This window comes from Micromonospora sp. NPDC049240, assembly GCF_040647835.1.
Lineage (GTDB): Bacteria > Actinomycetota > Actinomycetes > Mycobacteriales > Micromonosporaceae > Micromonospora.
The window spans coordinates 21,632-36,684 of the sequence record NZ_JBEZCX010000001.1; the positions used below are offsets into that span (position 1 = coordinate 21,632).

A 15,053-nucleotide genomic window follows, 5' to 3' on the forward strand; every position below is an offset into this window, starting at 1 on the left:
CCGTCCAGCGGTCAGCCCAGTGCCTGCTCCAGATCGGCGAGCAGGTCGTCGACCGTCTCGATGCCGACAGACAGTCGCACGAGATCGCCGGGAACTTCAAGCGGCGAGCCGGCAGCGCTGGCGTGTGTCATCCGGCCCGGGTGCTCGATCAGGGACTCCACCCCGCCGAGCGACTCGGCGAGCACGAACAGCCGGGCCCGGTTGCAGATCTCCACGGCGTGCTCCTCACCGCCCGCCGCGCGGAACGAGATCATGCCACCGAACCGGCGCATCTGCTTGGCGGCCACCTCGTGACCCGGGTGCGACGGCAGGCCCGGGTAGAGCACCTGGGCGACCTTCGCGTTGCCGTCCAGGAAGGCGGCGATCCGCTCGGCGTTGTCGCAGTGCCGGTCCATCCGGACCCCGAGGGTCTTGATGCCGCGCAGCGTGAGCCAGGCGTCGAACGGGCCGTTGACCGCGCCCATCGCGTTCTGGTGGTAGCGCAACTCCTCGCCGAGCCCGCGGTCCGCCGCGACCAGCGCGCCGCCGACCACGTCGGAGTGCCCGCCGACGTACTTCGTGGTGGAGTGCACCACCACGTCCGCGCCGAACGCGATCGGCTGTTGCAGGTACGGCGAGGCGAACGTGTTGTCGACCACCAGCAACGCGTCGGCGTCGTGCGCCACGGCGGCCAGGGCGGCGATGTCGGCGATGCCGAGCAGCGGGTTCGTCGGCGTCTCCACCCAGACGATCCGGGTGGCGCCGGGCCGGATCGCGGCCCGGACCGCGGCCGGGTCGGAGACCTTCGCCGGGGTGTAGTCCAGGCCCCAGCGCTCGGCCACCTTCGCGAACAGCCGGTAGGTGCCGCCGTACGCGTCGTCCGGGATCACCACGTGGTCGCCCGGCTTGCAGACGGTCCGCAGCAGCGTGTCCTCGGCGGCCAGGCCGCTGGCGAAGGCGAGCCCGATCGGGCCGCCCTCCAGCGCGGCCAGGCACTCCTGCAACGCGTCCCGGGTGGGGTTGCCGGAGCGGCTGTACTCGTAGCCCTCACGGGGCGCGCCGACCGCGTCCTGGGCGTACGTGCTGGTCTGGTAGATCGGAGGGATCACCGCGCCGGTGCGGGCCTCCGGGTCCTGGCCGGCGTGGATGGCGAGCGTCTCGAAGCCGTGACTCATGCCCGAGACGTTAGTCCCGCCGGTTCACCCCGACGCCGGTAACCCGGCGCGCGGGTCACAACCGGGAGGTCGTCGCCCGGTCGGCCATACTGGGCCGGTGAGTTCGACCGAAGCGCTGCCCTCGCGCCTGCACGGCGTCGTACACCGGATCCCCACGTCGCTCGACGATCTCCGTGGGCCGGATCACGGGCACCTCAGCCTGCCGGTCCGCCTCGCCTGGTCGGGGCTCACCGACTTCGACGTCGATGATTCCGGGCAGCGGCTCACGCTGTACCGCACGTTGATGGACTGCGGGCAACGTGAGGACATCGTCCGATACGTCAATCCCATCCTGCTCCGCGCGGATTGGCCCCGCATACGTAGGTTGACCGCGCGGCGGGTCATCGCGCTCTGGGAGAGCCGAATGCCCGGCCTCGCCGCATAGCTGTGGACGAGCTGCATCTCCATCTGCTGCGGATCGGATTCCAGGCCGGCGACGATCTCGGCCTGGTGCTCGCCGGCGGCTACGCCCTCGCCGCGCACGAACTCCTCCGTCGCCCGTCCCGCGACATCGACTTCGCCACCGCCACCGCCTTACCGCTTGCCTCGGTGGCTGATCGCCTGGCGGAGGCGTACCAGGCCGCGGGCCATGACTGTCGTGTGGTCGAGGCGACTCCTCGAATGGCCCGGCTGATGGTCAGTGGCCCAGCCGGGGACTGCGAGGTCGACCTGTTGAAAGAGGCGATCGGTCCGCCGGTCGAACTGCACGTCGGTCCGGTGTTGGCGCTCCAGGACGCGGTCGGGCTCAAGGTCCGGGCGCTGCACGACCGCGCCGCCCATCGCGACTACATAGATGTCCGGGCCGCCAACAGGTTAATGACATGCGCCGAGATGGAGTCCCTGGCCGCCCGGCACACCGCTGGATTCTCGCTGCATGACCTCGCGGACCGACTCGGCGGGATCGACGAACTCGACGTCGAGACGTTCGTGGCCTACGGCCTCGGTGAGGACGACATCGGAGAACTGCGCCGCTGGGCCCACCGGTGGGAGGCGGACATCCAGACGCGCCTCGTCAACGGCGAAACCGGCCCACCCGGCATCCCCGACGACGACTGGGACACCTACCTGGACCGGCCCTGACCAACCCCGCCCGGTCCGGGGTGAGGCGTGCCCGGCGGGACCGGTGGGATGGGCCTAGCCTGGGCGGATGGCTGGGTGCCTGTTCTGCGGGATCGTGGCCGGCGAGGTGCCGGGCTTCGTGGTGACGGACGAGCCGGACGGGGTGGCGTTCCTCGACACCCGGCCGGTGTTCAAGGGCCACGTGCTGGTGGTGCCGCGCACCCACCTGGTGGCGCTGACCGACCTGCCGGGCGACGCGCTGCCCGGCTACTTCCGGCTGGTGCAGCGGATCGCGGCGGCGGTGGAGACCGGTCTGGGCTCCGGTGGGACGTTCGTGGCGATGAACAACAAGGTGTCCCAGTCCGTCCCGCACCTGCACACCCACGTGGTGCCCCGGACCAAGGGCGACGGGCTGCGTGGCTTCTTCTGGCCCCGGACCCGCTACGCCGACGACACCGAGGCGACCGGCTTCGCCGGGCGGATCTCGGCCGCGCTGGGCGGCTGAGAGGCTGCCAGCCCGGGGAGCAGGCGCTCGGCGCGTCTCCCCGGAGTCGACAAATTTGTTCGGTACGTTTTGATTCCCTGAAACGAACAAAATTGGAGCAGGTCGTGTCCGGCCCTGGGCGCCCTTCCCGCGCCGCCGTGTACCAGCGCATGGAGGAGGCAGTCCGCGAACTGCGAGACCGGCTGGGCGGGCTACCGACACCCGCCGAGGCAGAAGACATCTGGGCCGAGGGGAACACCCTCGTTCTTCCAGGAAGTCGAGAAGCTTCTCGACGAGGGTCGCGCTGTCGGGGCCAAACCGCTGCGGGACTACATGGAGGTCCGGGGCTACGCCGACGCGGCCCGATGGGTTTACGGCCAAGCGTTGGAGCCCGGTCTGGACGGTGGACCCGCACCCGCACGCCACCGACCTCGAAGGGCCCGGCAACTTCCGACGGCACGAGATCGCACGCTTCCCCGGCGGGATGAAGCCGCCGTCCTGGCCGGAGGTCGATGCGCGGATCCGGAGTTGGCTCGACCGTGTCGCGGAACTGCGAGCGAAGACGGATACGCCCCTTGCCGAACGGCTGGCGGTGGTTCACAACGACTTTGAAGCCATTCATCCGTTCCTCGACGGAAACGGCCGAACAGGCCGCCTGGTGCTGAGCCTCCTTCTCGGCAGACTGGGTTATCCGCCCGCCATCATCTACAAGCGGGACCGGGATGCCTATCTACGCGCCATGCGCCGGGCCGACGTCGGCGACCCCGGGCTGTTGGGAGAGCTGATCGCCCGCAGCGTCACCGCGAACCTCTACCGCTTCGTCATGCCCGCGGTGGCCGGTCCGGTGAAGTTGCTGCCGCTTCCCGCGTTGGCCACGGCCGACCTGACCGAGAACGCCCTTCGTGTTGCCGCCATGAGAGGTCGACTGAGAGCCGTCAAGGCGGACGACGGCACGTGGCGAAGCAGCCAGAAGTGGGTGAACGACTACACGAAGAGCCGTTACCGGCGCGGCCGTCCCGCCTGACGGTCGCCCGAACGGGTAAGGAACCGGGGACCGGCGCTGTTACACGCTGGGAAAGCCACGAGAGGAGACCCACCGTGTTCCTCCGCCGCATGAAGGCCGAGATGATCACTCCCGACCAGGCCCTGCCGGGCCGCCCGCTCGCCATGCCGATCGCCGACCGGCACGAGGTGCTGCCGTCCTCGCTGAAGGGCCCGTTCCCGGAGGGCGCGCAGGTCGCCGTCTTCGGCATGGGCTGCTTCTGGGGTGCCGAGCGCCTGTTCTGGACGCTGCCCGGCGTGCTCACCACGTCGGCCGGCTACGCGGGCGGGTACACCACCAACCCGACGTACGAGGAGGTCTGCTCGGGCATGACCGGGCACGCCGAGGTGGTCCAGGTGGTCTACGACCCGTCGACGATCAGCTACGAGGACCTGCTCAAGGTCTTCTGGGAGAACCACGACCCGACCCAGGGCATGCGCCAGGGCAACGACGTGGGCACCCAGTACCGCTCCGCGATCTACACCACCACCGACGAGCAGCTCGCCGCCGCCACGGCGTCGCGGGACGCGTTCGCGCCGATCGTGGCGCGCGCCGGCAAGGGTGAGATCACCACGGAGATCACGCCGCTGGGCGACTACTTCTTCGCCGAGGACTACCACCAGCAATATTTGGCGCCGACGAAGAACCCGAACGGCTACTGCAACCACGGGCCCAACGGGCTGAGCTGCCCGGTCGGCGTGGCCCGCACCGGGAGCTGAGGCCGGCGGCGCGGCGGGCACGATGAGCGGCGCGGCGGGTACGCCACACCGGTCGTCGTGCCCGACAGGCGACCGCTACGTGAGCGCCACCTGTCCGAGTTCCTGGGTGCACCTGGTGAGCGCGACGTAGAGGCCGTTCCAGCCGCGCGGCTCGGCGGCGATGCCCTCGGGGTCGACGAGAAGCGTCGCGTCCCATTCCAGTCCCTTCGACTGGGTCGCGGTGAGCACCGGCACATCAGCCAGCACGGTCAGGAGTTCGGCGATGCGGCCGGCGGGAGCGATGACGCCGACCGTCCCGCCTTGCCACCGTTGCCGCAGCTCTCGCACCGCTTCGACGGCGACGCCGGCCAGCTCGGCGGGCGTGGCCGTGCGCACCCAGGGGGTGCGGCCGGAGGAGCGCACCGCCCGGGGCGGCGCGTTGCGGCTGCCGGCTTCTCTCAGCACGGGTGCGGTGAGGCTCATGACCTCACGTGGGGTCCGGTAGCAGATGGTCAGTTCCGCGGCGGTCCAGCGGTCCCCGAAGACCGCCTGCACCGCCTGGGCCCAGCTGGTGTGCCGGTGCGCGGCCGCCGCCTGGTCGATGTCGCCGACCGCGGTGACGGAGCGACCGGGACAGCGCCGAAGGACCATCTGCCACTGCATCTCGGACAGCTCCTGCGCCTCGTCGACGACGACGTGGCCGTACACCCAGTCGCGTCGCCGACGGGCCTGGTCGGCGACGAACTCGCCCTGGGGCTGCGGGGTCTCGACCTCGCCCAGCAGGTCGGCGAGGGCGTCGAGCAGGGGAATGTCGCTCGACGCCCACGGTGCCGGCTCGGCCGAGACGGCGATGATCTCGTCCGTGGTGAGCCGGGGGGCGAACCGGGCCAGCAGGGCGCGGTCGGCCAGGAGATCACGCAGGAGGGTCTCGGCGTCGAGGCTGGGCCACCACGCCTCGACGAACCGGGCGATGGCGGCGTTCTCGGCGATCCGACCGGGAAGACTCTCCACCTCTTCCGCCGAGAACAACCCGTCCACGTCGCTGCCGGTGGCTCTCCTGCCGACGGAGTCGTGCCGCATGCTCCTGTCGACGCGGGCGAGGATGTCCTCGAAGCCCTCCTCCATCTCGTCCATCAGCGCCTCGCGCTGCGCGACGACGGCGTCGGCGAGGATGTGGTGCAACTGCTCGGCGAACGCCGCGCGGGCGCGGTGGTACGGGCGGCCCTGCACCGCCGAGACGAGCGCCTGTGCCACGGTCGCGGCGGGGATGACGTAGAACTCGCCCTCCCAGCGCAGCTTCAGCTCACGAGGCCGGGGAAGCAGCGACGTGACGTGGTTCTCCAGCGCGGGTTGCCACAGGGCGCGCCCCTTGATCTCGGCGAGCGGCCGGCTCTCGTCGCGGCCCACGCGGATCCCGGGCAGCAGCGTGTCGCAGGTCGCCGAGACGACGGCGGTCTCACCGAGCGCCGGCAGCACCTGGGCGATATAGCGGAGGAACCGCGGCGAGGGTCCGAGGACCAGAACCGCCTGCTCCGCCATTGTCGGGTGGGCGAACAGCAGATAGGCGACGCGGTGCAGGGCGACCACGGTCTTGCCGGTGCCGGGACCCCCTTGGACGATCAACGGGCCGGTCGCCTCGGCCCGGATGATGTCGTCCTGTTCGCGCTGCAGCGTGGAGACCGCCGTCGACAGGTGGCCCGTACGTCGCTCGTCCAGGGCGGCCAACAGCGCGCCCTCACCGACGAGTTCCGCGGTTGTCGTCCCGTCCAGCGGCTCGTCGTCCACGCCGACAACTGTCGATTCCGTCGTGCGGATGTGACGACGCCGTGCCTGACCCTGCGGGTCGACAGCCGTCGCGGTGTAGAACGGTCGAGCCGCGGGAGCCCGCCAATCCAGCAACAGCGGCTCACCGTCCTCGCAGTCGTCGCGCAGACCGACGCGGCCCACGTGTCGCACGGTGCCGTCACGAGCATCGAGACGGCCGAAGACCAGCCCTTCCCGTGCTCGCCGCAGTTCCTCGTGCTGCCGGCGGAGCATGCGCTGCCGCGCCCGTTCCACCGCATCCGCGGGGTCCGACGACAGTTCGGTCCGCAGATGGTCGGCGAGCGTGTCGCGCCGGGCCGTGGCCAGGTCGAGAAACGCCTGTTCCTCAGCGATCGCGGATCGACGCGCGACACCGTCGGCGGCAGCAGGGGTGCTGTTGTTCGAAGAATAATTCTGGCGCATTCGCGAATCCCCGTATTGAGGCTTTCCGGCGGCCCCGATGAGCCGCGGCGCATTCCGGCGGCAAGCATAGGGGCGGATTCTCCGCATCGCCCAGGAAACCAATCCGCGGAGACAGGAGTCTCAATGCCTTGCCGTCCAGGGGCCGTTTGTGGCCCCCCGACAGGCGACCGGCCGGCCGGCGGCGGCCCGAACCGGGTCTGCGGGGTTCGTCACACCGTGGGCCCGGCGCATTTCCGGCATCCGTCCCGCGCGGGCAGGAACCGAAACCATGACAGGCAACCACCGTCGGTGACGGCGCATCGTAGCAAGCTGTCACACGTTCGTCATCGTCTCAACAGGCGAACTGCAACAAGCTCTGGCAGCATTGGCTCGTATGTGCGGACTTGCGGGAGAGTTCCGTCGTGACGGTTCACGGGCCGACGTCTCGGCCGTGGAACGGATGGCGGCCACGATGAGTGACCGAGGGCCCGACGACAGCGGCATCTGGTCGCAGGGCCCGACCGCGCTGGGACACCGGCGCCTGAAGATCATCGACTTGTCCGCGGCCAGCGGCCAACCCATCGTGGACGCCGCCGCGGGCCTCACCGGGGTCTTCAACGGCTGCATCTACAACTACCGCGAGCTGCGCGCCGAGTTGCAGGCCAAGGGGCACCGCTTCTTCTCCGCCGGGGACAGCGAGGTCGTGGTCAAGGCGTACGCCGAGTGGGGGCTCGACTTCGTCGACCACCTGGTCGGCATGTTCGCGGTGGCGATCAGCGAACGGGACACCGGCCGCCTGGTGCTGGCCCGGGACCGGCTCGGCATCAAGCCGCTGTATCTGGCCGAGAGCCCCGGCGTGGTGCGCTTCGCCTCCACCCTGCCGGCGCTGCTGGCCGGTGGCGGCGTCGACACCACCATCGACCGGGTGGCGCTCGCCCACTACCTCAGTTTCCACAGCATCGTGCCGCCGCCGCGGACCATTCTCGCCGGCGTCACCAAGCTGCCGCCGGCCACCGTCCGGGTGTACGAGGCGGACGGCACCACCCGCGAGCGGGTCTACTGGGACCCGACGTTCGGCCGGGCTACCGAGCGGGCCGGCTGGTCCGAGCGGGACTGGCAGGACGCGCTGCTCGACTCGCTCACCACCGCGGTACGCCGCCGGATGGTGGCCGACGTGCCGGTGGGTGTGCTGCTCTCCGGCGGCCTCGACTCCAGCCTGGTGGTCGCGCTGCTGGCCGGCGAGGGGCAGGCCCGCTCCGGCCTGGCCACGTTCTCCATCGGCTTCGACGCGGTGGGCGGCCGGGAGGGCGACGAGTTCGTCTACTCCGACCTGGTGGCGAAGACGTTCGGCACCGACCACCACCAGATCCGGGTCCCCACCGGCGACCTGCTGCCGCCGCTGGAGGCCGCCGTGGCGGCCATGAGCGAGCCCATGGTCAGCCACGACTGCGTGGCGTTCTGGCTGCTCAGCCAGGAGGTCGCGCGGCACGTGAAGGTGGTCCAGTCGGGCCAGGGCGCGGACGAGATCCTGGGCGGCTACCACTGGTACCCGCCGCTGGCCGGGGTGGACCGCGAGGCGGCGCTCGACACGTACGCGAAGGCGTTCTTCGACCGCGACGCGGCCGGACTGGCCCGGGTGCTCAACCCCGACTGGCTGGCCGACGGCGACCCGGCGCGCGAGTTCGTCGCCGCGCACCTGGGCCGGCCGGGCGCGCAGACCGCGGTCGACGCCGGCCTGCGGATCGACACGCAGGTCATGCTGACCGACGACCCGGTGAAGCGGGTCGACAACATGACCATGGCGCACGGGCTGGAGGCCCGGGTGCCGTTCCTCGACCACGAGTTCGTCGAGCTGGCCGCGAGCTGCCCGCCGGAGCTGAAGCTGGCCCAGGGCGGCAAGGGCGTGCTCAAGGAGATCGGCCGCCGGGTGCTGCCGCACGAGGTCATCGACCGGCCGAAGGGCTACTTCCCGGTCCCGGGCCTCACCCACCTGGAGGGCAAGCTCCTCGACCGGGTACGCGACGCGCTCAGCGCCCCCGAGGCGCGCCGCCGTGACCTGTTCCGCGCCGACTACGTCGACGCGCTGCTCGTCGACCCGAACGCCGAACTGACCCCGTTGAACGGAAACAAGCTGTGGCAACTGGGACTTCTGGAAATGTGGCTCCAGAGCCACGGAATCGACTGACCGTGACCGACACCCTCGCCACCGGCACGGCTCGCACCGACCGGGAACGGGTGCTGGGCCGGCGTCGCGAACGCACCGGCCCGGGCGGTGACCCGGTCGCCCCCGGTACGCCGGAGCCGGCGCTGCCGTCCACCGCCGTGGCCACCGACGCCTCCGGTGTGGTGCTGGACTGCGGCTGGGGCCGGCTGGTCTTCGGCCAGACCTTCACCGACCAGGTGCACGTCGCCGACGTGCTGCGCTCCGAGGCCAACGGCGCCCGGGACATCTGCATCTACCTGCGCGACCCGCACGTGCTGGTCTCCCGGCTGCCGGACGAGCTGTTCATCGACCCGTCGCTGACCTACCGGCTGCCGCTGGGCGAGCACCGGCCGGCCGCCACCGAGGGCGAGGACATCCCCGGGTTGACCGTCCGGCCGCTGCGCGACGCCGACGACGCGGACGCGGTGAACCGGATCTACGCCCGCAACGGCATGGTCACCGCCCCGGTCGAGGTGCTGGTGGACAACGCCGCCACCGACCGGTTCCTGCATCTGGTCGCCGAGGACGCGGCCGGCGAGGTGGTCGGCACCATCACCGGCGTGGACCATGTCGCGGTCTTCGCCGACCCGGAGCAGGGCGCCAGCCTCTGGTGCCTGACGGTGGACTTCAACACCGCGCCGCCCGGCACCGGCCAGGCGCTGCTGACCGCGCTCGCCGACCAGCTCGACGCGCGCGGCCGGGCGTACGTGGACCTGTCCGTGCTGGCGGAGAACTCGGGCGCGATCCGGCTCTACGAGCGGCTCGGCTTCCACCGCACCGGCACGCTCTGCGTGAAGCGGAAGAACCCGATCAACGAGCGGCTGTTCCTGCCGGCCATGCCCGCGGGTTACGACGAGCTGAACCCGTACGCGAAGATCGTCGCGGACGAGGCGATGCGGCGCGGCATCCGGGTGGAGGTGACCGACCCGCACTGGGGTGAGCTGAAGCTGACCAGCGGCGGCCGGACCATCCACACCCGCGAGTCGCTGTCGGAGCTGACCTCGGCGGTGGCGATGAGCCGCTGCGACGACAAGCGGGTGACCCGGCGCATCCTCACCGAGGCGGGCCTGTCCGTGCCGCGTGGGCGCACCGCCACCGGCGAGCCCGACGACCTGGCGTTCCTGGCCGACGTCGGCCCGGTGGTGGTCAAGCCGGCGCGCGGCGAGCAGGGCAACGGGATCACCGTCGGCGTCCGGACGCCGGAGGCGCTGACCGCGGCCGTCGAGCTGGCCCGGCGGTTCTGCCCGGACGTGCTGATCGAGGAGCTGCGCGCGGGCGAGGACCTGCGGGTGGTGGTGATCGACCACGAGGTGGTGGCCGCCGCGGTCCGCCGGCCGGCGCAGATCACCGGCGACGGCGTGCACGACGTCACCGAGCTGATCGGGCGGCAGAGCCGCCGCCGGGCCGCCGCCACCGGTGGCGAGTCCCGGATCCCGATCGACGACATGACCCGCGAGGTGGTGGCCGAGGCCGGCTACCAGATGCACGACGTGCTGCCGGAGGGTCAGGTGCTGGCGGTCCGCCGGACGGCCAACCTGCACACCGGCGGCACCATCCACGACGTGACCGCCGAGCTGCACCCGGTGATCGCCGAGGCGTGCGTGACGGCCAGCCGGGCGCTGGACATCCCGGTCACCGGGCTGGACCTGCTGGTGCCCGCGCCGGACGCCCCGGAGCACGTGTTCATCGAGGCCAACGAACGGCCGGGGCTGGCCAACCACGAGCCGCAGCCGACCGCCGAACGCTTCGTCGACCTCCTCTTCCCGGGCACGCGGGCACCGCAGCGACTCTGGTCGCCGGCCGGTGCGGCAGGCTCAGGGGCATGACCGCACGCAAACCCCAACCGCTCAAGCTCGACCTCGAATACCTGCGCCAGGTGCTGGTGGAACTGCTGGAGATCCCCAGCCCGTCCGGGCGCACCGACCACATCCAGCAGTACGTGGGCGAACGGCTCTCCGCGCTCGGGATCAGCTCCACGCTGACCCGGCGCGGGGCGCTGAGCGCCTGCCTGCCCGGGCCCCGGCCGACCGGCGCGGACCGGGCCGTCGTGGTGCACACCGACACCATCGGCGGCATGGTGAAGCGGCTCAAGGAGAACGGGCGGCTGGAGATCAACCCGATCGGCACGCACAGCGCCCGCTTCGCCGAGGGCGCCCACGTGCGGATCTTCACCGACGACCTGGACCGGGTGGTCACCGGCCAGGTGCTGCCGCTGAAGGCGAGCGGGCACCGCTACAACGAGGCGGTCGACCTCCAGGGCGTCGGCTGGGAACTGGTCGAGGTCCGGGTCGACGAGCCGGTGCACGACGAGGCCGACCTGCGGGCGCTCGGCATCGACGCCGGGGACTTCGTCGCGCTGCTGCCCAACCCGACCATCACCCCCACCGGGTACGTCAAGTCCCGGCACCTGGACGACAAGGCCGGGGTGGCCGCGGTGCTGACCGCGTTCAAGGCGATGGTCGACGCCGAGGTGACACCGGCGGTCACCGCGCACCTGCTGGTCACCGTCACCGAGGAGATCGGCCACGGCGCCAGCCACGGGCTCGACCCGGACGTGGCGGAGATCGTCTCGGTGGACGCGGCGGTGGTCGCACCCGGCCAGCAGTCCCGGGAGACCGCCGCCACGCTGGCCATGGGCGACGGGGTCGGGCCGTTCGACTACCACCTGACCCGCAACCTGGCCGCCATCGCCAAGGAGCACGGCGTCGACCTGGTCCGCGACGTCTTCGACTACTACCGCTCGGACGCGGCGTCCGCGGTCGAGGCCGGTGCGCACGCCCGGGTGGCGCTGCTCGGCTTCGGCGTGGACGCCACCCACGGCCACGAGCGGACCCACCTCGACGGCCTCCACCACCTCACCCAACTGCTCTGCCTCTACCTCCAGAGCCCGCTGGTCTTCCCGGAGTGGGACGCCGAGCCGGAGGGCGACCTGGCCGACTTCCCGTCGCTGGCGGTGCAGCCGGCGCACGAGGACGGCCCGCGCGAGGGCCCGATCGGCGTGGAGTGAACGTCTGTGATCGAAATTCGTTGCCGATGCCGCCGGGAAGTGGATAGCGTGGCGGTACACGGGAAAGGAGGTGGTCCAGACTTGTATAGCAATCGGACTCGTGAGGTGGCTGTCCGCTAGCCGCTGTCCTCGACAGTGAAACATCGTCCGCCGCGAGGCGGACAGCACGATCGTCGAGACCGTGTGGCAGCGGTGCGGCGAAACCACGACAGCCACCCGACCCCCGGGGTGCCGGCCCAGTCCAGCCGGCCCGCGCGCGAGCGCGGAAGCCCCGGGGGTCGTTCCATGTCAGCCGGAGGATGCGGTGTCGATGCGTGAGCTGGTGGTGCTCGGCACGGCCAGTCAGGCCCCCACCCGGGCCCGCAACCACAACGGTTACCTGCTGCGCTGGGACGACGAGGTGATCCTCTTCGACCCGGGCGAGGGCAGCCAACGCCAGATGCTGCACACCGGCGTGACCGCCACCGACCTGACCCGGATCTGCGTCACCCACTTCCACGGCGACCACTGTCTCGGGCTACCCGGCATGATCCAGCGCCTCTCGCTGGACCGCGTGCCGCACCCGGTGGCCGTGCACTTCCCGGCCGGCGGCGCCGACTACTTCGCCCGGCTGCGGCACGCGTCCAGCTTCCACGAGACCGCCGAGCTGGCCGTCGAGCCGATCGACGCCGACGGGCAACGGATCACGCTGGGCGTCGGCACGCTGGAGGCCCGCCGGCTGCGCCACCCCGTCGAGACGTACGGCTACCGGCTCGTCGAGCCGGACGGCTGCCGGATGCTGCCGGAGCGGCTGTCCGCGTACGGCATCGTCGGTCCGGCGGTGGGCAGACTGCTCCGCGAGGGCCACCTGGACGTCGACGGACGCCGCGTCACCTCCGACGAGGTGAGCGTCACCCGACCGGGGCAGCGGTTCGCGTTCGTGATGGACACCGGGCTCTGCGACGGCGTGTACGCGCTGGCCGAGCACGCCGACCTGCTGGTCATCGAGTCGACGTTCCTGGCGTCGGAGGCCGCGCTCGCCGCCGAGGTCGGCCACCTCACCGCCGGCCAGGCCGCGCGGGTGGCCACCGAGTCGGGGGTACGCACGCTCGTGCTCACCCACTTCTCCCAGCGGTACGCCGACCCGCGCCGCTTCCACGACGAGGCCCGCGAGCACTTCGCCGGCGACCTGGTGATCGCCGAGGACCTCCAGACGGTGCCGGTGCCGCCCCGGCGGGTACCGTCGCCCGGGTGACCGTCTCCCTACGCCCCGCGACCGAGACCGACCTGCTGGCGGTCGGCGCCCTGCACCAGCGCTCCCGGGTGGCGGCGTACTCGTCGTTCCTGCCCCCCGAGGCGCTGACGGATCCCACCGCCGAGGCGATGGGCCGCTACTGGGTGGAACGGTTGACCTGGGAGGGCACGGACCACCGGATGACCGTGGCCGAGCGGGACGGACGGCTGGTGGGCTTCAGCTATCTCGGGCCGGACGACGAGGGTGACCCGGCGACCGGGCTGCTCCACGCCCTGCATCTCGACCCGGACGAGCGGGGCCGGGGCACCGGCCGGGCGCTGATGCTGGACGCGCTGGACGCGGCGCGCGCCCGTGGGTGGACCCGGGCGGCGTTGTGGGTGCTGGCCGACAACGCGTCCGCGCGCCGCTTCTACGAGCGCGGCGGCTGGCACGCCACCGGCACCCGGAGCACCGACCGGATCGGCCCCCGGTCGGTCGCCCGGCTCCGCTACGCGCGGGAGGTGTGAGGGGCCCCGTCGCCGGGGCCCCGCACCCCGCTCAGCGCGCGCCGAGGTGGGCCAGCAGGTCCTGCCGGGTCAGCACACCCTTGGGCTTGCCGTCGACCAGCACGAGCGCCGCGTCGGCCTTCTCCAGCAGCGTCACCGCCTCGCTGACCGGCTGCCCGCCGCCGATCATCGGCAGCGGCTCGCCCATGTGCCGCTCGATCGTGTCGTGCAGGTGGGCCTGGCCGGTGAAGAGCGCGTCGAGCAGGTCCCGCTCGGCGATCGAGCCGGCCACCTCGCCGGTCACCACCGGCGGCTCCGCCTTGAGCACCGGAAGCTGGGAGACGCCGTACTCGCGCATGTAGTCGATGGCGTCACGGACCGTCTCGGTCGGGTGCACGTGCACCAGCTCGGGCAGGCCACCCGGCTTGCCGCCGAGCGCGTCGGCCACGGTCGGCTCGGCGCCGGCGTCGTCCAGGAAGCCGTACCGGGCCATCCAGCGGTCGTTGAAGATCTTCGAGAGGTAGCCCCGGCCACCGTCCGGCAGCAGCACCACCACCACGTCGTCCGGGCCGGCCTTGCGGGCCACCTCCAGCGCGCCCACCACCGCCATGCCGCAGGAGCCGCCGACCAGCAGCCCTTCCTCACGGGCCAGCCGGCGGGTCATCTCGAAGGACTGCTTGTCGGACACCTCGACGATCTCGTCGGCGACGGACCGGTCGTACGTCTCCGGCCAGAAGTCCTCGCCGACGCCCTCGACCAGGTAGGGCCGGCCGGTGCCGCCGGAGTAGACCGAGCCCTCCGGGTCCGCGCCGATCACCTTCACCCGGCCCTCGGACGCCTCCTTGAGGTAGCGACCGATGCCGGAGATGGTGCCGCCGGTGCCGACGCCGGCGACGAAGTGGGTGATCTTCCCCTCGGTCTGCCGCCACAGCTCCGGGCCGGTCGTCTCGTAGTGCGAGCGCGGGTTGGCCGGGTTGCTGTACTGGTTGGGCTTCCACGCGCCGGGGATCTCCCGGGCCAGCCGGTCGGAGACGTTGTAGTAGGAGCGCGGGTCCTCCGGCGCGACGGCGGTCGGGCAGACCACCACCTCGGCGCCGTACGCCCGCAGCACGTCCTGCTTGTCCTGGCTGACCTTGTCCGGGCAGACGAACACGCAGCGGTAGCCCCGGAGCTGGGCCACCAGGGCCAGCCCGACGCCGGTGTTGCCGCTGGTCGGCTCCACGATCGTGCCGCCCGGCCCGAGGATGCCCGCCTTCTCGGCGTCCTCCACCATGCGCAGCGCGATCCGGTCCTTGACCGAACCGCCCGGGTTGACGTATTCCACCTTCGCCAGCACGGTCGCCTGGATGCCCTCGGTGACGTTGCGCAGGCGAACCAGCGGGGTGTTGCCGATCAGCTCGACGACGTTGTCGTAGTACCGCACCTCGTTGTGCCCTTCGTAGC

13 protein-coding genes are annotated in these 15,053 nt (G+C 71.7%); 10 read left to right on the plus strand and 3 right to left on the minus strand.

The features are described 5' to 3' along the window. Positions 1-11: 11 nt before the first annotated feature. Positions 12-1,154 (minus strand): cystathionine gamma-synthase, encoded by a 1,143-nt coding sequence (locus tag AB0B02_RS00080; RefSeq protein ID WP_357291764.1) that lies wholly within the window; start codon positions 1,152-1,154, stop codon positions 12-14. Between the two features lie 97 nt (positions 1,155-1,251). Here AB0B02_RS00080 and AB0B02_RS00085 point away from each other — a divergent pair, with 97 nt between their 5' ends. The 5 genes from AB0B02_RS00085 to msrA all read left to right on the plus strand — a co-directional run bounded on the left by AB0B02_RS00085 (position 1,252) and on the right by msrA (position 4,497). Further along, complete coding sequence (locus tag AB0B02_RS00085) at positions 1,252-1,578, plus strand: hypothetical protein (protein WP_357291767.1); 327 nt, start codon at positions 1,252-1,254, stop codon at positions 1,576-1,578. A gap of 2 nt (positions 1,579-1,580) precedes the next feature. Then, positions 1,581-2,273, plus strand: coding sequence for a nucleotidyl transferase AbiEii/AbiGii toxin family protein (locus tag AB0B02_RS00090; RefSeq protein ID WP_357291770.1), 693 nt, complete (start codon positions 1,581-1,583; stop codon positions 2,271-2,273). Positions 2,274-2,340: 67 nt separating this feature from the next. Then, positions 2,341-2,757: an HIT family protein gene (locus AB0B02_RS00095; protein WP_357291774.1), complete on the plus strand. Its 417-nt coding sequence runs from the start codon at positions 2,341-2,343 to the stop codon at positions 2,755-2,757. 382 nt (positions 2,758-3,139) lie between these two features. Then, positions 3,140-3,760, plus strand: coding sequence for a Fic family protein (locus AB0B02_RS00100; RefSeq protein ID WP_357291778.1), 621 nt, complete (start codon positions 3,140-3,142; stop codon positions 3,758-3,760). A 74-nt stretch (positions 3,761-3,834) separates the two neighbouring features. Continuing rightward, entirely contained in the window at positions 3,835-4,497 is a 663-nt protein-coding gene (gene msrA, locus AB0B02_RS00105) for a peptide-methionine (S)-S-oxide reductase MsrA (protein ID WP_281944135.1), read from the plus strand. A 75-nt stretch (positions 4,498-4,572) separates the two neighbouring features. On the opposite strand, the gene AB0B02_RS00110 is transcribed toward msrA, so the two are convergent. Beyond that, positions 4,573-6,789 carry a UvrD-helicase domain-containing protein gene (locus tag AB0B02_RS00110; protein WP_357291781.1) on the minus strand — a complete coding sequence of 739 codons (2,217 nt, stop codon included), beginning with the start codon at positions 6,787-6,789 and terminating at the stop codon, positions 4,573-4,575. A gap of 286 nt (positions 6,790-7,075) precedes the next feature. On the opposite strand from AB0B02_RS00110, the gene AB0B02_RS00115 reads away from it, so the two are divergent. From AB0B02_RS00115 to AB0B02_RS00135, 5 genes are all read left to right on the plus strand, one after another. Further along, positions 7,076-8,866 carry an N-acetylglutaminylglutamine amidotransferase gene (locus AB0B02_RS00115; protein ID WP_357291785.1) on the plus strand — a complete coding sequence of 597 codons (1,791 nt, stop codon included), beginning with the start codon at positions 7,076-7,078 and terminating at the stop codon, positions 8,864-8,866. 2 nt (positions 8,867-8,868) lie between these two features. Next, on the plus strand, positions 8,869-10,710 hold the full coding sequence (gene ngg, locus AB0B02_RS00120) for an N-acetylglutaminylglutamine synthetase (RefSeq protein ID WP_281944143.1): 1,842 nt from the start codon (positions 8,869-8,871) through the stop codon (positions 10,708-10,710). Then, on the plus strand, positions 10,707-11,891 hold the full coding sequence (locus tag AB0B02_RS00125; RefSeq protein WP_281944145.1) for an osmoprotectant NAGGN system M42 family peptidase: 1,185 nt from the start codon (positions 10,707-10,709) through the stop codon (positions 11,889-11,891). The genes ngg and AB0B02_RS00125 overlap by 4 nt, the downstream gene beginning before the upstream one ends. A 304-nt stretch (positions 11,892-12,195) precedes the next feature. After that, positions 12,196-13,125: a ribonuclease Z gene (locus AB0B02_RS00130; RefSeq protein WP_281944147.1), complete on the plus strand. Its 930-nt coding sequence runs from the start codon at positions 12,196-12,198 to the stop codon at positions 13,123-13,125. Next, complete coding sequence (locus AB0B02_RS00135) at positions 13,122-13,631, plus strand: GNAT family N-acetyltransferase (protein ID WP_357291790.1); 510 nt, start codon at positions 13,122-13,124, stop codon at positions 13,629-13,631. The genes AB0B02_RS00130 and AB0B02_RS00135 overlap by 4 nt, the downstream gene beginning before the upstream one ends. A gap of 31 nt (positions 13,632-13,662) precedes the next feature. Here AB0B02_RS00135 and AB0B02_RS00140 read toward each other — a convergent pair whose 3' ends face one another. Further along, positions 13,663-15,033 (minus strand): cystathionine beta-synthase, encoded by a 1,371-nt coding sequence (locus AB0B02_RS00140; protein WP_357291793.1) that lies wholly within the window; start codon positions 15,031-15,033, stop codon positions 13,663-13,665. Between the last annotated feature and the right edge of the window lie 20 nt (positions 15,034-15,053).

Coding starts and splice junctions, on each gene's coding strand:
- AB0B02_RS00080 (WP_357291764.1), bottom strand. CDS start 1,154: ATGAGTCACGGCTTCGAGACGCTCGCCATCCACGCCGGCCAGGACCCG.
- AB0B02_RS00095 (WP_357291774.1), top strand. CDS start 2,341: ATGGCTGGGTGCCTGTTCTGCGGGATCGTGGCCGGCGAGGTGCCGGGC.
- AB0B02_RS00110 (WP_357291781.1), bottom strand. CDS start 6,789: ATGCGGAGAATCCGCCCCTATGCTTGCCGCCGGAATGCGCCGCGGCTC.
- AB0B02_RS00115 (WP_357291785.1), top strand. CDS start 7,076: ATGTGCGGACTTGCGGGAGAGTTCCGTCGTGACGGTTCACGGGCCGAC.
- AB0B02_RS00125 (WP_281944145.1), top strand. CDS start 10,707: ATGACCGCACGCAAACCCCAACCGCTCAAGCTCGACCTCGAATACCTG.